The 20,018-nt window shown below is 37.2% G+C and carries 16 protein-coding genes; 15 read left to right on the top strand and 1 reads right to left on the bottom strand.

The window, feature by feature from the left end; all coding sequences use genetic code 11:
- Positions 1-172: 172 nt before the first annotated feature.
- From rho to ACZ430_RS03210, 11 genes are all read left to right on the top strand, one after another.
- Positions 173-1,423, top strand: a complete 1,251-nt coding sequence (rho, locus tag ACZ430_RS03260) for a transcription termination factor Rho (protein WP_297213068.1) — start codon at positions 173-175, stop codon at positions 1,421-1,423.
- Entirely contained in the window at positions 1,420-1,818 is a 399-nt protein-coding gene (locus tag ACZ430_RS03255; protein ID WP_464910690.1) for a PaaI family thioesterase, read from the top strand. The genes rho and ACZ430_RS03255 overlap by 4 nt, the downstream gene beginning before the upstream one ends.
- Positions 1,815-5,720, top strand: a complete 3,906-nt coding sequence (gene purL, locus ACZ430_RS03250) for a phosphoribosylformylglycinamidine synthase (RefSeq protein WP_297212977.1) — start codon at positions 1,815-1,817, stop codon at positions 5,718-5,720. Before ACZ430_RS03255 ends, purL begins: the two co-directional genes overlap by 4 nt.
- Before the next feature lie 173 nt (positions 5,721-5,893).
- Positions 5,894-6,301 (top strand): adenosylmethionine decarboxylase, encoded by a 408-nt coding sequence (gene speD, locus ACZ430_RS03245; RefSeq protein ID WP_297212975.1) that lies wholly within the window; start codon positions 5,894-5,896, stop codon positions 6,299-6,301.
- The gene (speE, locus tag ACZ430_RS03240; protein WP_297212973.1) at positions 6,276-7,175 is read left to right on the top strand and encodes a polyamine aminopropyltransferase; all 900 of its coding nucleotides are present in this window, start codon (positions 6,276-6,278) and stop codon (positions 7,173-7,175) included. The genes speD and speE overlap by 26 nt, the downstream gene beginning before the upstream one ends.
- A gap of 110 nt (positions 7,176-7,285) precedes the next feature.
- Positions 7,286-8,074, top strand: a complete 789-nt coding sequence (locus ACZ430_RS03235) for an oxygen-binding di-iron domain-containing protein (RefSeq protein WP_297212971.1) — start codon at positions 7,286-7,288, stop codon at positions 8,072-8,074.
- 9 nt (positions 8,075-8,083) lie between these two features.
- Positions 8,084-8,959: a methyl-accepting chemotaxis protein gene (locus ACZ430_RS03230; RefSeq protein ID WP_297212969.1), complete on the top strand. Its 876-nt coding sequence runs from the start codon at positions 8,084-8,086 to the stop codon at positions 8,957-8,959.
- Position 8,960: 1 nt separating this feature from the next.
- Positions 8,961-12,095: an EAL domain-containing protein gene (locus ACZ430_RS03225; protein WP_297212967.1), complete on the top strand. Its 3,135-nt coding sequence runs from the start codon at positions 8,961-8,963 to the stop codon at positions 12,093-12,095.
- A gap of 62 nt (positions 12,096-12,157) precedes the next feature.
- Positions 12,158-14,725 (top strand): DNA mismatch repair protein MutS, encoded by a 2,568-nt coding sequence (mutS, locus tag ACZ430_RS03220; RefSeq protein WP_297212965.1) that lies wholly within the window; start codon positions 12,158-12,160, stop codon positions 14,723-14,725.
- Entirely contained in the window at positions 14,718-15,329 is a 612-nt protein-coding gene (coaE, locus tag ACZ430_RS03215; protein WP_297212963.1) for a dephospho-CoA kinase, read from the top strand. Before mutS ends, coaE begins: the two co-directional genes overlap by 8 nt.
- Complete coding sequence (locus ACZ430_RS03210) at positions 15,316-16,269, top strand: bifunctional riboflavin kinase/FAD synthetase (protein WP_464910689.1); 954 nt, start codon at positions 15,316-15,318, stop codon at positions 16,267-16,269. Before coaE ends, ACZ430_RS03210 begins: the two co-directional genes overlap by 14 nt.
- On the opposite strand, the gene priA is transcribed toward ACZ430_RS03210, so the two are convergent.
- A complete protein-coding gene (gene priA / locus ACZ430_RS03205) occupies positions 16,258-18,126 on the bottom strand; it encodes a replication restart helicase PriA (RefSeq protein ID WP_297212959.1) in 1,869 nt (622 codons plus the stop codon). The two genes, ACZ430_RS03210 and priA, sit on opposite strands and share 12 nt — an antisense overlap.
- A gap of 112 nt (positions 18,127-18,238) precedes the next feature.
- On the opposite strand from priA, the gene ACZ430_RS03200 reads away from it, so the two are divergent.
- The 4 genes from ACZ430_RS03200 (at position 18,239) to ACZ430_RS03185 (ending at position 20,018) form a co-directional block, all read left to right on the top strand.
- Entirely contained in the window at positions 18,239-18,637 is a 399-nt protein-coding gene (locus ACZ430_RS03200) for a tetratricopeptide repeat protein (RefSeq protein ID WP_297212957.1), read from the top strand.
- A gap of 9 nt (positions 18,638-18,646) precedes the next feature.
- The gene (locus ACZ430_RS03195) at positions 18,647-19,018 is read left to right on the top strand and encodes a PA2779 family protein (protein ID WP_297212955.1); all 372 of its coding nucleotides are present in this window, start codon (positions 18,647-18,649) and stop codon (positions 19,016-19,018) included.
- 110 nt (positions 19,019-19,128) lie between these two features.
- Positions 19,129-19,392, top strand: coding sequence for a hypothetical protein (locus tag ACZ430_RS03190; protein ID WP_297212953.1), 264 nt, complete (start codon positions 19,129-19,131; stop codon positions 19,390-19,392).
- Positions 19,393-19,523: 131 nt separating this feature from the next.
- Complete coding sequence (locus tag ACZ430_RS03185) at positions 19,524-20,018, top strand: ribosome maturation factor RimP (RefSeq protein ID WP_297212951.1); 495 nt, start codon at positions 19,524-19,526, stop codon at positions 20,016-20,018.

The raw sequence follows: 20,018 nt of genomic DNA, 5'->3' as shown, positions 1-20,018 counted from the left end.
TGACAAAATTTCACAAATTTTGTAATCTTAAATTAAGTCAATGGTTGCCCTCCTGAAGGGTTACAGAAAAATTTTATAAGGGAAATTTAAAAGTCTCTATTTAAAAAGTGATAATTTTCCTGCTAAAAATCCAATTTTGAGGTAAAAGTAAATGGAAAACAACAGCATTCCGATTTCTATTTCTGAACTCAAGCAGAAGAAAATTCCTGACCTCCTTGAAATGGCAAATGAACTCAATATCGAGAATGCCACTTCTTTGAAAAAACAGGATTTAATCTTCGCTATTCTCCAGAGCCAGATTGAAAAAATAGGAACTGTCTATGGTTCGGGTGTATTAGAAATTCTTCCTGAAGGCTTTGGTTTTCTGAGAAGCCCAGACTACAGTTATCTGCCAAGTCCGGACGATATCTATGTATCTCCTTCTCAGATAAGAAAGTTTGGACTTAGAACAGGAGATTTAATTACTGGTCAAATCAGACCGCCAAAGGAAAATGAGAGATATTTTGCTTTACTTAAGGTAGAGACTATCAACGGTAAAGATGTTGAAGAGACTATTACGAGACCTCTTTTTGATAATTTAACTCCTTATTATCCTACAGAAAGGATTAAACTCGAGTATTCTCCCTCTGATTTTTCCACGAGAGTCATGGATTTACTAACTCCCGTGGGAAAAGGACAGCGTGGACTTATCGTTGCTGCTCCAAGAACTGGTAAGACTATGTTACTTCAATCTATTGCAAAGGCAATAAAGAAAAATCATCCCGAGATATACTTAATGATTCTTCTCATTGACGAAAGACCAGAAGAAGTAACAGACTGGAAAAGGCAGGTAACGGGAGCTGAAATAATAAGTTCGACCTTTGACGAGCCTGCTCAGAGGCACTGCCAGGTATCAGAAATGGTGATTGAGAGAGCTAAGAGACTTGTTGAGGAAGGTATAGATGTTGTTATTCTTCTTGACAGCCTTACAAGGCTTGCAAGAGCATACAACGCTATTACTCCAGCCTCTGGAAAGGTTCTATCCGGTGGACTTGAAGCAACGGCTTTACAGCGGCCGAAGAGATTTTTTGGCACAGCCAGAAACATAGAGGAGGGAGGTTCTATTACAGTAATAGCCACTGCCCTTGTTGAAACAGGCAGTAGAATGGATGATGTTATTTTTGAAGAGTTCAAGGGAACTGGTAATATGGAAGTTCATCTGGACAGAAAGCTTGCTGACAAGAGAATATTCCCAAGCATTGACATAGGTGCTTCAGGCACGAGAAAAGAAGAGCTACTCCTGCCTCCCGATGTTCTAAATAAAGTATGGATTCTTAGAAAAGTTTTGAGCACTCTTAGTCCTATAGAGGCGATGGAGTTTCTACTGAGTAAGTTAAAAGGAACAAAGACGAACAAAGAGTTTCTCGAACTTATGAACAAATGATGAAAACTGAGGATTACTGTTTTGTCTGTGGAAAACTTAATCCTGTCGGACTTAAAGCAAATTTTAAACATGATAAGGGCAGAGCCTCTGCAGAGTTAACGCTTTCAAAAGAATATCAGGGTTGGAGCGGTATTATTCATGGAGGCATCATATCAGCCCTTCTTGATGAAGCCTGTGTTTATGCAGGTAATTCTTTAGGGTACAGTACAGTTACAGCGGAACTTAAGATTAGGTTTAGAAAACCTTTAAGTCCTAACGAAAAAATTCTTGTAGAAGCTCATGCAAATCTTTTAAAATCAAAACTGATTGAAGCTAAGGCTACAATAAAAGATTCAAAGGGAAGTCTTATTGCCGAAGCTGAAAGTAAGCTAATCATAAAGGAAAAAAGAGAGTGATAATAAGATTTTACAGAAAAGGCGCTCTATCAGAATACAAAAGGCAACAACTTTTAGATAAAATCAAGAGAGAAATTACTACAGAAGTTAGGGATATTGAAACGGAGATTTGTTTTAATCTACTTGTAAGTTCTAAACTTGACAGTAAAGAAGAACAAGTCTTAAAGTGGCTTCTGTCTGAAACTTTTGAACCAGATAATTTTTCCTCCCAAAGCTTTCTTTTAAAAGATGATTGTATGCTTTTTGAAGTTGGACCGCGCCTTAATTTCTCAACTGCTTGGTCTACCTGTGCGGTTTCAATATTTCAAAGTATTGGAATAAACAAAATTCAGCGAATAGAACGTTCTCGTAGATACAGGATTGTTCCTAAGATTGATAATTTTCCCGTAAAAACCTTTCTTGACATGATTCATGATAGAATGACCGAGTGCCTTTACGAAAAGCCTTTAGAGGACTTCTCCCACGGCATAGTTCCAAGAGCTGTAAAAGAAGTGCCTGTCATTGAAGAGGGAAGGACAGCTCTTGAGAAAATAAATAATGAACTTGGTCTTGGTTGGGATGACTGGGACATAGAGTTTTATCTAAAACTTTTTAGAGATAAATTAAAGCGAAATCCAACGGATGTTGAATGTTTTGACCTTGCCCAGTCTAACAGCGAACATTCAAGACATTGGTTTTTTAGAGGAACTCTAATAGTAGATGGAAAGCCTCTTAAGAAAACCCTATTTGATATTGTAAAGGAACCATTGAGAAGAAATCCTGGCAATTCTGTTATTGCTTTCAAAGATAACTCCAGTGCGATTTACGGAGCGAAAGTTAGATATTTGAAACCCTCCAAACCAGGATACCCAAGTAAGTTTGAGCTAAGAAAGCAGCTTAATCATCTTATTTTTACAGCAGAAACACACAATTTCCCTACAGGTGTTGCGCCCTTTCCTGGTGCAGAAACAGGCACAGGAGGTAGAATTCGCGATGTCCACGCAACTGGTAAGGGTGCATTAACCATCGCAGGCACAGCAGCCTATTGTGTGGGAAACCTCTATATTCCTAATTATGAACTTCCATGGGAGGATAGCTCATTTAAATATCCTACCAATCTTGCTAATCCTCTTCAGATAGAAATAGAAGCGAGCAATGGTGCTTCTGACTACGGAAATAAATTTGGTGAACCTCTCATTGCAGGTTTTACACGTTCTTTTGGCATGCGATTGAAAGATGGAGAGAGAGTAGAGTGGGTAAAGCCAATAATGTTTACAGGTGGAATCGGACAGATAGACTCAAGGCATACAGAGAAAGACTCTCCTCAGAAGGGTATGTTTGTTGTAAAGATAGGCGGACCTGCATACAGAATCGGAATGGGTGGTGGAGCAGCATCATCAGTTGTATCGGGAGAGCTCAGTGAAGAGCTTGATTTCAATGCGGTTCAACGGGGTGATGCGGAGATGGAGAACAAACTCAACAGAGTTGTTAGAGCATGTGTGGAGCTGGGAGACAAAAATCCTATTGTCAGCATTCATGACCAAGGTGCAGGTGGCAACTGTAATGTGGTGAAAGAACTTGTCTATCCAGAAGGTGCAAAAATAGATATTAGAAAAGTAATAGTCGGCGATGAAAGCCTTTCAGTACTTGAAATATGGGGTGCCGAATATCAAGAAAATGATGCTCTTTTGATAAAAAAAGATAGTCTTGAAGCGTTTAAACTTCTTTGCGAAAGAGAGCGTCTTCCGTGGTCAGTTATTGGAGAGGTTACAGGAGATGGCAGGCTGATAGTTTTTGATAGCAAAGAAGGATTGACTGCCGTAGATTTTAATCTTAAAGATGTTCTCGGTGAGATACCAAAAAAGGAATTCAGGCTTGAAACATTAGAGAGAAAACTCAGCCCTTTAAGACTACCGGAAAACATAACCATAAAAGAGGCTTTAAACAGGGTATTAAGACTTTTATCTGTTGGCTCAAAGAGATTCCTTACAAACAAAGTTGACCGCTCAGTCACAGGTTTAATTGTAAGGCAGCAGTGTGCAGGCCCTGTGGGGCTTACCGTCTCAGATGTATGCGTTGTTGCTCAGAGCTACTTTGACAAAACAGGCATAGCCCATGCCATAGGTGAGCAACCAATAAAGGGATTGATAAATCCAGAGGCAATGGCAAGGCTTTCCGTAACTGAGGCCTTGACAAATATAGTATGGGCAAGAATAACTGCCTTGGAAGACATAAAATGCTCAGCCAACTGGATGTGGGCAGCAAAGCTTTCTGGAGAAGGTGTGAGGCTCTACAGAGCAGCAGAAGCAATGGCTGAGCTAATGATAAAACTTGGAATAGCCATTGATGGAGGAAAGGACTCTCTATCAATGGCAGCTAAGGTGAAAACTCCTGAGGGAATTGAGATTGTTAAGTCTCCAGGCACGCTTGTAATATCAGCTTATGCACCATGTCCTGACATAAATAAAATAATAACACCTAATATCAAGGCAAGCGGTAAGAGTTTAATAATACACATAGATTTGTCAAAAGGGAAGAGAAGATTAGGGGGAACAGCCCTTGCTCAATGCTTTGGACAGCTTGGCAATGATTGCCCTGACCTTGAAGACCCTGTATTGCTTAAAAAAACCTTCAGTTTAGTCCAGTTACTCATTGATAGAAAACTGATACTTGCCGGTCATGACATATCCGATGGAGGTCTAATAACAGCCCTTCTTGAGATGGCTTTTTCAGGTTCTTCAGGAATTAAAATTAAACTAAATTGCTCTCAATCAGGAATAATAGAAGAGCTTTTTAGTGAAGAACCAGGTCTACTCATTGAAGTATCTAATAGTAAATTTAAGATAGTTAAAGATTTACTTAAGCAAAGCCGTATTCCATACAGCAAAATTGCTGAGACCTGTCAAGAAGATATTGTAACTATAGAGCATGAGGGAGAGATAATTTTTAATTATTCCATGAGAGAGCTGCGAGACCTATGGGAAGAGACAAGTTATCGAATTGACAGGCTTCAAGCAAATCCAGAGTGTGTTGACGAAGAAAAGAGGGTAATCTATCATAGAAAGTCTCCAACTTATAAATTAAATTTTATCCCTGAGAGAACCCCATCTATTGTCCTACGGAGGAAAGTAAAACCAAAGGTTGCAATTATTCGCGAAGAAGGCAGTAACGGAGATAGAGAGATGGCCGCAGCCTTTTACTTGGCAGGCTTTGAGCCTTGGGATGTGTGTATGCAGGATTTGATTGACCGAAAGATAACTCTTGAGGATTTTAAGGGAATTGCTTTTGTTGGAGGCTTTAGTTTTGCCGATGTTCTTGATTCAGCGAAGGGTTGGGCGGGTTGTATTAAATTTTCTCATCTAAAGAGTGAATTCGAAAAGTTTTATACGAGAACAGATACTTTCAGTTTAGGAGTTTGTAATGGCTGTCAACTGATGGCCTTAATCGGATGGGTTCCATGGTATGGCATAGAGGATACAAAGCAGCCTCGCTTTATATGGAATAAGTCAGGTAGATTTGAATCACGCTGGGCTACTGTAAAAATACTACCTTCGCCGTCTATCATGCTAAGAGGAATGGAGGGCTCCCAGTTAGGTATTTGGATAGCGCACGGAGAGGGAAGAGCATATTTCCCAGACAGAGAGATTTTTGATTATGTTCTAAAAAAGAATCTTGCACCTCTTCGTTATGTTGACGATGATGGAAATGAGACAGAGCTTTATCCTTTTAATCCTAATGGTTCTCCATTAGGTATTACTGCTTTATGCACAGAAGATGGTAGACATCTTGCAATGATGCCTCATCCAGAGAGGTCTTTCATGTTGTGGCAGTGGCAATGGATGCCTGATGGTTGGGAGAAATTAAAAGTTTCTCCGTGGCTTAAACTCTTTCAGAATGCAAGAAAGTGGTGCGACAGCCTTTAAGATTTTCAAAGGGATACCTCCATAATTGAGCATTGCGCATATTGCCATAAGATTTTATTAGCATAACCACACCGAGCAACAAAAAAATTGACAAAAAAAAATATTATCCATTAATATATAAAGTTTGCAGGGACTTTGTCTCTGTTTTCATCTCTGTGGGAGGAGGGCGAAAATTGTATGCTTTAGGGACCCATCTTTTAATTGAATTAAAAAACTGCAACCCCGAGATCCTCAAGGATCTTGACAGTGTTCAAACCATTCTGGTTGATGCAGCAAAAAAAGCAAACGCCACAATAATTAACATCAATTTCCATGAATTTAGCCCCTTTGGTATCAGTGGTGTTGTTGTTATCGCTGAATCGCATCTTACTATTCACACATGGCCAGAGTATGGTTTTGCTGCTGTTGATGTTTTTACATGCGGAGATACTATCAAACCTGAAATTGCAGCCCAATACATAATCGAAGCCTTTGAGTGCAAAAGTCCTTCTATTGTAGAAATGAAAAGAGGAATAATATCTCATAATAATGAAAAGTTGCCTCATAAGATATGCCATGAAGAACTCCAGATGGTATATTGAGCAGACATCAGAAGATGAAATACTCTGCCATTCTCTGAAGGGGATAATCTATTCAGGAAAGTCTCCTTATCAGAGAATTGAGATTATTCAGGCAGGAAACTTTGGCAAATGCCTCTTTCTCGATGGAAGGATGCAATCTGCAGAGGCCGATGAATTTATTTATCACGAAGCACTTGTTCATCCTGTAATGCTTCTTAGTGATTCGGCAAAGAGAGTTTTGATAGCTGGTGGTGGAGAAGGTGCTACTTTAAGAGAAGTGCTGAAGCATCCCGTAGAAGAGGTGGTAATGGTTGACCTTGATGAAACTGTTATAAGGATATCAAAAGAATATCTGCCAGAGTGGAGCATGAAAGCATTTGAAGATCCGAGGGTTAAGTTAATCATAGATGATGCAAGGGCATACATTGAAAAAACAAGTAGATACTTCGATGTAGTCATAATAGATTTACCTGAACCTGAAGATGAAGGGCCAGCTTTTTTACTGTATACAAAGGAATTTTACGAGAAAGTAAAGGAATGTCTGAAGGAAAACGGAATGATGGTAACCCAGTCTGCATCTGCTTCGTTGATAAATTTAAAGGTTTTTTCATCCATCATAAGAACCTTGAGAGAAGTTTTTCCCTATGTAAAACCATACATCGCCTATATTCCATCCTTCTTCTCTCCATGGGGCTTTACCATCGCTTCGAAGAGAAAAGACCCAGGCAAGGCTGAGGAAGCATTAAATGAAAAATTGAGTTTCATAGAGAGAAAACTCAGATTTTATGACTTAGAGAGCCATAAATCCATGTTTTCTCTTCCAAAGCATATAAGAACTGTTATAGAAAATAGGGGAGTTGTTATAAGTGACAACTCTCCTCTGTCTTTTTATTAAACATTACAATCAACGGCCAAACATTCCTAAAAAATTAATTTGCTTTACAGTTTTCCCTGCATTATTTTAAAATTTACGTAATATCCATTCTTAATCAACAGGAGGAACTTATGCCATCTTTAGGTAAAGAAGTTGATATTGTAAGGGGAGACACTCTCTATGACGATGGAAAACATAAATTCATATGGCTCGGATGGGAAGAACATGAAGAGGAAGGGCTTGTTCAGGTAAATCAGTATTTGATTGAAAACAGTGGAGTAGGAGTTATTCTCGACCCTGGAGGTGTCCATGTTTTTCCAAGAGTTGTGGCAAATGTGTCAAGATACGTAGAGCTTGATAGAATACAGCATCTATTTTTTTCCCATCAAGACCCCGATGTATCTTCAGGTGTTGCCCTTTGGTTAAGCGTTACCAGTGCAAAGGTATACATATCAAAGTGGTGGGTGAGATTTTTACCTCACTACGGAATATTTGATATGAGCAAAATAGTGCCCATAGAAGAGGGAGGGGGAAAAATAAGCCTTCCCGGCGGTGACTATCTGGAAATAATTCCTGCCCATTTTCTTCACTCCGTTGCAAACTTTCACGTCTACGACCCTCGTTCTAAAACTCTGTTTACAGGAGACTTAGGTGCAGCCATTTTCCCTAAAGGCCAGAGATATACTTACGTTGAAGATTTTGAAAGTCACCTGAAGTTAATGGAGGGTTTTCACCGTAGATACCTTGCTTCAAACAGTGTTGTAAAGAAATATCTTGAAAAAGTATCAAAGCTTGATATAAATATAGTTGCTCCGCAGCACGGTGCTATAATTTACAAAAAAGACCACATTCAAAAATTCTTTAACTGGCTGAGTGGATTGAGGTGTGGCGTTGATATTGCCGATGAATTTTATCGATAGGAGGAACATATGTTTTTCAAAAAGAAAAAGCTTAATACTGATAACAAGAAGTATGTTGATACAAATCTCTCTCTAATTAAAACTCTCTCTTCAGGGATAATAAAATCCAATATTGTAGGCTCTACCATATCAAATACAATGGGGCTTATTGATTCAAATTTCACGAGAATCAAAGACGAGGTTTCTTCAATTGCCACTGCCATGGAAGAGATTGACGTAACAATAAGAGATATGTCTAAGAGTGTTGCATCAATTAATGAAGAAGTAAGGACTATGGTCAATCAGAATGAAGCAATGGATGAGGAACTGGAGAAAAGAGTTAGAGACATAGAGCTTCAGAATGCCAAGATTATTGAGGTTGTAAACAACATAAGAGACCTTGGTCATGCTACAGAGAACATCGGCCATGTGGTGACAGCCATATCTGATGTGGCAGACCAGACAAATCTGCTTGCTCTCAACGCATCCATTGAAGCTGCCAGGGTAGGTGAGGCAGGAAGAGGATTTGCAGTTGTGGCCGATGAGATTAGAAAGCTATCTCAGAAAACAGAGGCTCTTACAAAGGATATAGGCAAGATTCTCGGCAATCTTAGAGACCGAGTGACCTATGCCGTAGGAGAGGTTGAAAAAATAAGAGAGTTATTTTCAAGTATAGAGGATGAGATGAAAAATATAAGACAATCCTTTGAAAAGACAAAGGCAATGTCTGACACTGTTGGAGACGCTGTAAGCACTCTATCTACAGCTATTGAGGAGCAAAGCCAGGTATTAACAGATGTATCAAAAAGAATTACTAATACAGCTTCCATGCTAAACGAAACATATAAAGTTTTCTCTACAGTTATAAAGGTTAATGACGAAATTTCTAAGTTGACAAAATTCTAATATGTCCGAAGAAACAATAAGATTAGCCCTTTGTCCCCACATAAAGACAAAGGAGCTTGAAAAATGGAAGTATTTAGCTGGTCTCATAGCTGAAGTTCTGCAAAAGAAGGTCGAGATTGAGATACTTGCCGATTTCTCTATAACAGAAGAACTAATCAAAAAATATCATATCTTTTACTCAAATCCAGATACTACTCTTGAGCTTTTAGATAGAGGATTTTTGCTTTTAGGTAAGCTAAGAGACGAAGAAGGAAGCATTTGCAGTATTACCTCTAAAGATTACACCTCCGAAAGTGAAGTTATAAGAGTTGCCATGGTAAATCAGAGATATTTTTTCTTGCCACTGTTGCTTCACAAGAAGGAATACAGAAAATTCAAACTCACATTTGCAAGAAATTTTGATGAAATAACAGAGCTTGTAATAAAAGGAAAGGCTGATATCGGCTTTATTTATACCTCACCAGATGAATTTTCGGCTCATGATTATTCGGTAAATTATTCTGGAGATTTCTGCTTTCCCCTTTCTCATTTCGTTACGATACATCCATCTTTAGAACAATACAAAGAGCTTCTGTTGTCGATAGAAGATTTTCGACATGTCTCCTCTGAAGAGATTGAAAACATGAAGGCTCTCTACCGTCAGCTTGAAGACCTACTTAGAGACTGGGCATATCACGATATTTCAGAAGCTCTGATTACCTCTCCAAATATTGGAATCATAATCTATCATGAGCGAATTATTTTCACCAACGAGTATACAAGAAATATTCTCGGCTACTCGGAGGAAGAGCTAAAGAGAATGAGTAGCCAAGATGTTGTCTATCCTGAAGACAGACAAATGGTTGTAAATAATATTAAGAGAAGGCTTAAAGGAGAAAAATTCTCTCAGATATACGACATTCGTTTTCAGAGAAAAGATGGTTCGGTGGTTTTTGTAGAGTGTTTGACTAACACCATTCTTTTCAGAGGGCTATACTGCGGATTTATAGTTTTCTATGACATGAGTTCAAAAAAATACTCAGAAAGATTTAAAGAAATGCTAATGCAGATAAACCGAATAATTACCGAGTCATTAACAGAAGAGGAGATATACCATAAGATTTGTGTAGCCCTTGTAGAAAAGCTGAATTTGAAATTGGCATGGGTGGGAGAGATTAATGATGCAAAAAGTGAAATTATTCCTATCTTCAGATATGGAGAGGATAGAGGTATTTTTGATGTTTTCGATTATCGAATTCCAGAAGGAGAAACTCTTACATCTGATGCTTTGTTTAAAGGAGAAATCTCGATAAATTCAGATTCAAGGTTATATCTACAGAAGCAGAAATGCGCCTCAGAACTGATAAGCAGAGGTTTCATGTCTTCATGTACTATTCCACTTTTTAAATTCGGAAAGATTGTATCCCTGCTCAAGCTTTATTCAGATTACCCACAATTTTTCAATGAATTAATTTTACCTATTCTTAAAGAAATTCAACACGACATATCCTTTGCTTTAGAGAGAGTTGATAGAATCAGGCAGAATACAATTATATCAGAAGCTCTTAAAAACTCCGATACTTGGATATTGGTTACAGACGAAAGCGGAAAGATAGTATATGTTAATGAAGCTGTTGAGAGAATAAGCGGATATAGGAAAGACGAATTAATTGGAAAAAATCCACGAATATTTAAATCCGGCTTAAATCCGCCTGAGTTTTACAAAGAGATGTGGAGCACAATACTTTCAGGCAAAATTTTTAATGCCATAACTCCTAACAGAAAGAAGAATGGAGAGATTTTTCATGTTGACTTAAAAATAATTCCTGTAAAACTTCCAGGAGACCTCTTGAGATTTGTTGCCGTAGCAAAGGATGTTACGGAAAATTTAATGCTTTCAGAGAGAATCCAAATCCTTCAGAATTATGATGCTCTTACGGGTCTTTTAAATATGAATGGTTTTTTGCTTAATGTTTCTCAGAAATTATATGAAACGAGGTTCATAGGCTTATTGGTTTTGTTAGATATTTATGATATGACTTATGTTAACAAGATTTACGGCATTCAGGCAGGAGACCAAATACTTAAAATATTTGCAGAAAGACTTAAAAAAACTTTTACATCCACTGAAATAATTGCACGAATATCCGCAGATAGCTTCGGAATTTATCTTATGGCTGAGACCTCTGAGGACATATACAAAACCTATTCCAAGCTCTATGAATTAAACAACTCTGTCTTTACTGTAGGAGAAAGTGCAGTAAATATACTTTTTAATGCTTCCATAGCAATTTTTCCTAAGGATGGCTCGGATTTTAAAGTTTTATATGAAAGAGCAGATATCACTCTTCAACAAGCTAAAAAATCAGGTCCTGGAGTAATTCAGTTTTTTAATAATGACATAGAAAAAGAGGCTGAGAAACTGTGGAAAGTCTTTAATCTTATAAAAAAAGCTACCGAAGAGGAACTTTTCAGTTTTTACTATCAACCTTACTTTTATTCGCAAGACTTAAAAGTAGCTGGTTTTGAGGCTCTTGTGAGAATTATTGAAGGAGATAAAATTTACATGCCCAGCCTTTTTATTGATTATTTAGAGAACAGTCAGTATTTAAACTCCTTTGAAAACTGGGCAGTCAAGGAGGTTACAGAAAAAATAAAGAGTTGGAATGTGAATATTTCCCTAAACATATCGGGTAAAACTTTTGGAAATCCCATGTTTCTAACTATTCTCAGTTCTATCCCCGAGGAAGTCAGGGACAGACTGACAATTGAGATAACCGAGAGGGTTTTTATAAACAATCCTGAATATGCGATGGAGATTTTAAGGCAGATAAAAACAATGGAAAATTCACCTAAAATAGCCATGGATGATTTTGGCACGGGCTACTCATCTATGCTTTATTTGAGAGATTTGCCCGTAGACATCATTAAAATAGACAGAGCATTTATTAAAGACATTTTGATTGACAATAAAAGCCTTGCCATTGTTCAGACAATAGTGGAATTGGCAAAAAGACTTGACAAGAAAACACTTGCCGAGGGTGTGGAATTAAAAGAACAATATGAAACTCTTAAGTCAATGGGATGTGATATGGTGCAGGGATATTTCTTCTCAAAACCTCTTCCTGAAAGGGAAATTTTGCAATTTCTAAAGTAAATCTCTAAAAAACATATAAATTCTGCAAGTAAAGAGTGTAGTTTTTAATTTATAATAAAAAAATGAGCTTCGTGGAAATCTCTCAGGAAGAACTCACTCCATTGATGAGACAGTATCTAAAGATTAAAGAGCAATACAGGGATACTATAGTTTTCTTCAGACTTGGAGACTTTTATGAAATGTTTGGCGAAGACGCTGTCATTGCCTCTAAGATACTTGGAATAACGCTGACGTCGAGGGATAAATCAAAAGAAAATCCGATTCCTATGTGCGGTATCCCCTACTTTTCATCGTCTTCTTATATAGAAAAACTTATAAAAGAAGGCTATAAAGTGGCAGTATGCGAACAGACTGGAGACCCTAAGAGTTCAAAAGGTATAGTCGAAAGAGAAGTGGTTAAAGTTTTTACTCCCGGAACATATCTGCCCGAGGGAGTTAATGAAAATGTTTATATTATGGCGCTTTATCCTTCAAAGGGCACAACAGGAATAGCTATGGCAGATACGACAACAGGCCAATTTTTTATATACGAGACTAATAGAGAGATTGCCGACGAAGTGGAGAGATTTGAACCTGGTGAGGTTTTACTTCCCTCAAGTTTTGAAGACAGAATGAGATTCGAGTCAATTTCATGTAAGAGAACATACGTTGAAGACTGGAAGTTTGATTATATAAGTGCATATAAGACTCTTCTTGAGCATTTCCGAGTGGCCTCCCTGAAAGGTTTTGGAGCAGAGGAGTTTTCTAATGCCATTTCTGCTGCAGGAGCTCTTCTAAGATATCTTGAAGATAACAAACAGCCAACGAAATTTAAAGAGTTAAAAGTTTTAAATCTTAGTGATTTCATGTTTATTGATAGCGCCACAAAAAGGAATTTAGAGATTTTTTCCTCCTTAGATGGCAGTAAAGAAGGTAGTCTTCTATGGGTTTTAGATGAAACTCATACTGCTATGGGAACTCGCTTTCTGAGAAATGCTCTTTCTTGTCCCTTATTGAATGTTTCAGAGATACAACAGAGGCTTGATGGCGTTGAGGTTTTCTTTAGAGATTTTATCTTGCGAGAGAGTATTGCCAGTATTTTAAAGGATTTTCCGGATATTGAGAGGATAGCTTTTAAAATCAGAGCTAAAACAATAAATCCAAGAGAGTTAAGTTCTCTCCATAAAGGTCTAAAGTTAATCCCCCGATTAAAAGAAATTTTGATGAACGAATCGGAGATATTGAATAATTTGTCTGCATCCCTGCATGATTTCACCGAACTCACAGAAAAATTACAGAATGCCCTATCAGATAATCCACCAACTACCACTACAGAAGGAGGAATTTTCAGGGAAGGGTATAATCCAACGATAGATGAACTTAGAAAGCTCAGCGGAGACAGCAAAAGGTATATACTTAGTATGGAAGCGGAGGAGAGAAAAAAAACAGGCATAAATTCTCTAAAAATCGGATATAACAGGGTTTTTGGCTACTACATAGAAGTAACAAAACCTAATCTCAGCCTTGTGCCGTCTCATTACATAAGAAAGCAAACTCTTGCTAATGCAGAAAGATTTATTACTGAAGAGTTGAAACAGCTTGAGTTAAAAATAATAAACGCTGAGGAAAAACTGAAAATACTTGAACAGGAACTATTTGAAGATTTGATAAACTCTATAACGCCATATACTGAAAAGATAATAAAAACTGCTGAGACCATTGCTCAAATTGACTTTTTTCTCTCTCTTTCATCAGTTGCCTCCAAGTATGGCTATGTCCGGCCTGAGATAAATGAAGATGAACTCATAGAAATAAAAGATGGAAGACATCCTGTGATTGAAAGGCTAATTCAATTAGGCAGGCTTTCTGAAGATAGATTTATTCCCAATGACCTCATAATCGGCTCAGACAATCAAAGGATAATCATCCTTACTGGGCCTAATATGGCTGGAAAATCGACTTATATGAGACAAAATGCCCTTATTGTTCTTATGGCTCAAATAGGTTCTTTTGTTCCTGCAAAGTCTGCCAAAATAGGAATTGTTGATAGAATTTTTACAAGAATAGGAGCTTCAGATTTTCTATCAAAGGGGCAAAGTACCTTTATGGTTGAAATGATTGAAACAGCGAATATTTTAAATAATGCTACCCATAAAAGCCTTATAATACTCGATGAGGTTGGCAGAGGCACCAGCACTTTTGACGGAATAAGCATTGCTTGGGCTGTAGTTGAATATATAGCTGAAAAAATAAAGGCAAGAACTTTGTTTGCCACCCATTACCACGAACTTTCAGACATAGCCTTTAATTTTGAATGTGTAAAAAACTTTACAGTTGTTGTAAAGGAGTGGGGTGAAGAAATAATTTTTCTTAGAAAAATTCAAGAGGGTGGTGCTGATAAAAGTTATGGAATTCAGGTTGCCCGTCTCGCAGGGCTTCCTGTGGAAGTCTTAGAGAGGGCTAAAGAGATTTTATTCAAGTTGGAAAAAAAGGAATTTCAGATATTTTCTCCGAAGGCAAGGCAGCTTGACCTTTTCTTTCAAGGAGACCCGATAAAGGAGGAACTTGCAAAAATTGACATAGATAAAATTAGTCCTCAGAAGGCACTAAAAAAACTAAAAGAATTAAAGGAGCTTTTAAACAATGATTAAAGTAGGTCTTACAGGCAATATAGGGATGGGAAAAAGCACTGTGGCAGAACTTTTCAAACAATTAGGAGCTTTTGTTATAGATACGGACAAAATTGTTCAAACTCTTTTCGAAGAGCCGGAGGTTTTGGAGGAAATAAGGAGACTATTTGGTGAGGAAGTTTTTGTAGATGGCAGAATAAACAAAGAAAAGATTGCAAATATCGTGTTTGAAAATCCCCAGATGAGAATTTATCTTGAGAATATTCTTCATCCACGAGTTTTTGAAAAAGTGGACAAAATAGTCGATAGCATACCCCATAGAGGAGAGCCTATAATTGTAGTCATAGAAGCACCATTAATCTTCGAGAGAGGATATCAAAACAGATTTGACTATGTTATTACTGTGTTTACATCAGAGGAGACCGCATTGCAGCGTCTTGAAAAAAAAGGATTTTCAAGACAGGAGGCGGAGAAAAGATTGAAATGTCAATTTCCTATTGAGATGAAAAAATTAAAGTCCGATTATATAATAGATAATTCTGGTTCAATTTTGGAGACTGCCCAGCAGGTAGAAGCAATATTTCAGAAACTAATAGCTATGGAGAGGAAGTATGCAGGTAATTAGAGGAATTGAAAAGTTAGATGCAGAAAATACAGTAATAACCATTGGAAATTTTGACGGAGTTCATAGAGGACATCAAAAAATTTTTGATTACATAAATAGAAAGGCCTCTCAGACAAATAGTAAAAGCGTAGTAATTACTTTCCATCCCCATCCAATAAAGGTTCTCTTCAAAGAACATCCCCTGAGGGTTATCACAACAACAGAAGACAAACTGAAGCTAATTGAAAAGTGTGGGGTCGATATAACAGTTCTAATACCTTTTACCACCGAGTTTGCTCAGATTGAGGCGGAGAGTTTTGTGAGAGACATTCTTATAGAAAAATTCAATGCCAAATGGGTTGTTGTAGGATATGACTACAGATTTGGTAAAGACAGAAAAGGTGACAGATTACTGTTAAAAAAGCTTGGCCTAAAGTATGGCTTTAAAGTAAAAGTTCTCAAGGCTTACAAGAGAAAAGGCAAGATATTAAGTAGCACCGCAGTAAGAAATGCATTGGCCGATGGAAATATTAGAGAGGCAAATATATTTCTCGGACGGGCATATCATATAGACGGCACTGTATTTAAAGGAGCAGGCAGAGGGTCAACAATTTTAGGTTATCCTACGGCAAATATCGAACCTGTTCAGGAGATTATACCTAAAGAGGGAGTTTATGCTGTAAAAGTAACCATACCACACCTTTCTGCGACTTTTAGAGGTGTTGCAAATATTGGTAAAAATCCGACTTTTGGTAATAGAATGCTTAGCTACGAGGTTCATATTTTAGATTTTAGAGAGAATTTGCTTGAAAAAACCATAAGGGTTCATTTCATTGATAGAATTAGAGATGAAAAGAAATTTTCTTCTCCTGAAGAACTGAAACAGCAAATAGCGATGGATATACAGAAGGCAAAAAATATATTCAGCAAAGACAGAACAAGACTCTTTCTATTGTTTTAAATTCGCAGGGTCTACTTCAACAACTATCTCAATCCCTCTCATTTTCCTCAACCATTTAATGCAGTTATTTACAGCTTCTGTGAGTTCCTTTTTGTTTTGAGACCGTAGAATATAGGAAAATTTACTCTCATCTCTGTTACCTAAAGGTCCTATTAGGTCTGCTTTTGTTTTTTCTTTAATTAAATTTTTTATCTCATCGAGTTTTTCTGTTGTGTTCTTTTTGTTTGTTTTTAATACTATTTTAATTAGCCTGACAAAAGGGGGGAAAAGGGTTTCTCTACGGTGCTTCAATTCGTAGTGATAAAATCCTTTAAAATCATAACTTTTTAGATATCGAAAAAACTCATTTTCAGGATTTCGAGTTTGAATTGTTATATTTCCATCATTTCTTATAAGATGACACAATGAAAGAACCTTTGAAAAGGCATTCTCTAATGCTCTGTAATCTGGTAGAGATAGAAAGAAATCAAAATCAACAAAAACAGCAGTCTTAAAAATATGAACACTACTCTTCTTTAGCTTTGCTGAAGTTGTAATTGAAATGCCTTCAATCTGTTCGTCATCTATAGAATAATCCTTCAAGATTACATCACTGTCCGAGATTGTTTTTTTAAGCTCTTCCAGAAGTCTCTCCGTTCCTGTGCCAACATAATGAAGTTCTGCACCCCCACAAGTAGGGCAAAATTCGGGAGTTTTTTCTGTTGAATTACATCTCTTGCACTCTGTAAAGTTTTTTTCCTTATGAAAAAGCATGCTACCACCACAACCCTGACACTTAATTACCTCACCACATTCAGAACATCTCAAAAGACTAAATCCTGTTCTGGGAGATACGATTATTACACCTTCTTTTTTGTTGAGTTTTAGATTGAGAAGAGCCTCTGGATGAAAAATACTGCTGAGAGGTTGTTTGAGAATTAATATCTCTGGATGAGGATATCTGTTGAAATCATCGATATATTCAAATTTTCCCTTAGTAGAATTCCAGAAGGAACTTACAGAAGGCATGGTATCGCATAGAACAACGGGACATTTCTCGATAAATCCTCTCATTATAGCAGATTCTCTCGTATGATATCGGGGAGCTTCTTCTGCTTTGTAAAGCCAGCTTGATTCTTGCGAAAGCGCAATTAGGGATAAATTTTTTGTTGGAGTAAAAAGAGCAAATCTTGTTCCCACTATTACCTTTATGTTTTCTTTCATCAATCTTTCAATAGATTTTAGCTTTTCAGATGTTCTCATTTCACTATGAAGCATGACTGCCTTGTCTCCAATTCTGTCCACTATTGAGTGGTAAAGTGATTCAACTTCTCTTATTTCTGGAAGAATGAATAAAACTTGGCCTTCCATAAAACTGACCATCTCAGCTATGTGTAAGAATAAGCTTTTTTCATAAGAAACATTTGGAGTGTGCAGGAGAAATGCTCTGTAATCCCTTATTTTAAATGCCTCTAAAATTGTAGCTAATGTTTGTTCATTAACTGCTATTTTTTCGATGAGACGATTTTTTGAATGTTTTGACCCTCTTGGTTTGCCTGTTTTACCCTCGAGAAAAGCTATCAGTTCATCAAAAAAAGTAAGCCTTACGATGCTTCCTAATTCACAAATGTAGTAGAAACTCATCCAACGAAGAAAGTCGATGAAATTTTTGGAATATATCCATCCTAAAACTTTCTCTATTTTTTTAATACTTTCAACCTCTTCTGGCTTTTCTTTCCTTTTCTCTATAACAATTCCATAACATAGTCTGTTTTTTAACGGAACCTTTACGGCATATCCTGTCAAATCTTCATCTCTTTCGTCGTAGTAAGTGAGAATTTTGAGTTTGAGGGGGATAGATACATCATAGTAGGGCATAACCTAATTTTAACAGTTTTATGTTATAATTTACACAATGTTTTTAAAAGTTAAATATGGCTTGTTTTCGCTCTTTTTAATTTTTACATTTCTTTGCACTTTAGGCTGTAGTATGCCCCAAATAGTTGTTCTCAATGACCCCTTAACTCCAGAAGAACATCTTCAACTCGGTCTTAGTTACGAGAAAAAAGGGCTTCTTGAGGAAGCGATAAAACAGTATAAAGAGGCTTCAAAGACGGATGCAAGAGGATATCTCTTTCTTGGTAATCTGTTTTTAAAAGAGGGTAAGTATGATAACGCTGAGGAAAATTATAAAAAGGCCATTAAAAAGGACAATAAGCTTGCCGATGCATATAATAATCTGGCATGGCTTTATTGTATTAAAGGTGAGAGGCTCGAGGAGGCTGAAGGCTTAGTAAAAAAAGCCATTGAACTTGAGAAGGACAATAAGGATAGACTAAAAATTTATGAAGATACTTTGGAAAAAATCAATAAAATAAAAACAAAATAGGAGGTCTCTATGTTAAGAAAAGCTCTTGCCGTCTATTTGTGTGTAGCAATTTTTATCATTGGATTTGTCCAGTCTGCTGGAGCAGCGCTCATTCCTTCCGAATTGTCTCTGAACAGCAAGGTCGAAGACATGCAGAAGGTGCAAAAGTTTCTTGAGATGAAGATTGTATCACAGAGATTGAAAGATTTTGGATATTCAGAAAAAGAAATAATGGACAGACTTAACAGTCTTGATGAACAGACTCTTCACAGTCTTGCATTGAAGATAGATGAGATAAAAGTTGCTGGCGATGCTGGCTTGGCAATTGTTCTTGCCCTTGTTATAATTGCCTTAGTTGTGTTGATTATCAACCTTACAGGACATAGAGTAGTTGTAAAATAAGGAAAAACTGATAGTTGACAAAAAAACATGTTCAATGGTAAAAAATAAAAGTCAAAGGGATTTCAGTTTGTGGCGGCAAAATTAAAGGCGAAAGGAGGTGACAAAATAAGATGAAGAAAATATTAGCATTAGTTCTTTCTTTGATTCTTATGGTATCCTTTAGCTTAGCTTTAGGATGCAAAAAGGCAGAGGAACCAAAGAAGCCTGAGGCACCAGCCCCAGCACCAGCTCCAGCACCAGCTCCAGCACCTGAGAAACCTGCTGAGGCACCAAAAGCTCCTGAAGCTCCAAAGGCTCCTGAAGCACCAAAAGCTCCTGAGGCACCAAAGGCTCCTGAGAAAGCTCCTGAAAAGCCTGCTGATAAGAAAAAATAATCTGGCAGGATACAGTGTGAAAGCAACACTGGGATTTATTCCTGGTGTTGCTTTAAATTTTCTAAAAGTGTTAAAATTTTATGAGAGTGGGTTAACCCACTCTTTTATTTTGAGTTGAACAGAGAAAAGCCATGAACATTAGAGAACTCAAGGAATTAATAACGAATTATGCAAGGGAAGTCAGTGAGCAAGAAGGAGTTGAGCTCTTTGAAGTTGAAGTGTATCCAGGAGGAAAAGGTTTAATGGTTAGAGTTTTTATTGACAGGGAAAATGGAGTAACCATAAAGGACTGTGAGAACTTCTCAAGAGCTCTTGAGGCAATTCTTGATGTAGAAGACCCGATAAAAAGCTCCTATACTCTCGAAGTTTCATCGCCAGGAATAGATAGACCTTTACGAGAGAAGAAGGATTTTCTTAGAAATTTGGGTCGCCAAGTAAAGATAACAACTAAAGAGAAAATTGCTGACAAGACTTTTTTTATAGGTAAGATTGTTGATGTTGGTGACGATTGGGTGAGAATACAGATAGACGAACAGACCACAAAGGGACAGAAGAGGAAAGAAAAAGGAGAAATGTTATTTATACCTATAGAAAAAATTTTAAAGGCACAAATTTTTTTAGGATAG

It is taken from the genome of Thermodesulfovibrio sp. TK500a, assembly GCF_055381765.1.
The sequence above is the reverse complement of the archived record's forward strand: the minus strand, read 5'-3'. Positions and strand labels throughout refer to the sequence as shown.

Excerpts from the sequence above, each read along its gene's own strand:
- ACZ430_RS03225 (WP_297212967.1), top strand. The coding sequence starts at position 8,961 with ATGTCCGAAGAAACAATAAGATTAGCCCTTTGTCCCCACATAAAGACA.
- ACZ430_RS03195 (WP_297212955.1), top strand. The coding sequence starts at position 18,647 with ATGTTAAGAAAAGCTCTTGCCGTCTATTTGTGTGTAGCAATTTTTATC.
- priA (WP_297212959.1), bottom strand. The coding sequence starts at position 18,126 with ATGCCCTACTATGATGTATCTATCCCCCTCAAACTCAAAATTCTCACT.
- mutS (WP_297212965.1), top strand. The coding sequence starts at position 12,158 with ATGAGCTTCGTGGAAATCTCTCAGGAAGAACTCACTCCATTGATGAGA.
- speE (WP_297212973.1), top strand. The coding sequence starts at position 6,276 with ATGAAGAACTCCAGATGGTATATTGAGCAGACATCAGAAGATGAAATA.
- coaE (WP_297212963.1), top strand. The coding sequence starts at position 14,718 with ATGATTAAAGTAGGTCTTACAGGCAATATAGGGATGGGAAAAAGCACT.
- ACZ430_RS03190 (WP_297212953.1), top strand. The coding sequence starts at position 19,129 with ATGAAGAAAATATTAGCATTAGTTCTTTCTTTGATTCTTATGGTATCC.
- ACZ430_RS03230 (WP_297212969.1), top strand. The coding sequence starts at position 8,084 with ATGTTTTTCAAAAAGAAAAAGCTTAATACTGATAACAAGAAGTATGTT.
- ACZ430_RS03185 (WP_297212951.1), top strand. The coding sequence starts at position 19,524 with ATGAACATTAGAGAACTCAAGGAATTAATAACGAATTATGCAAGGGAA.
- ACZ430_RS03210 (WP_464910689.1), top strand. The coding sequence starts at position 15,316 with ATGCAGGTAATTAGAGGAATTGAAAAGTTAGATGCAGAAAATACAGTA.
- ACZ430_RS03255 (WP_464910690.1), top strand. The coding sequence starts at position 1,420 with ATGATGAAAACTGAGGATTACTGTTTTGTCTGTGGAAAACTTAATCCT.
- ACZ430_RS03200 (WP_297212957.1), top strand. The coding sequence starts at position 18,239 with ATGCCCCAAATAGTTGTTCTCAATGACCCCTTAACTCCAGAAGAACAT.
- ACZ430_RS03235 (WP_297212971.1), top strand. The coding sequence starts at position 7,286 with ATGCCATCTTTAGGTAAAGAAGTTGATATTGTAAGGGGAGACACTCTC.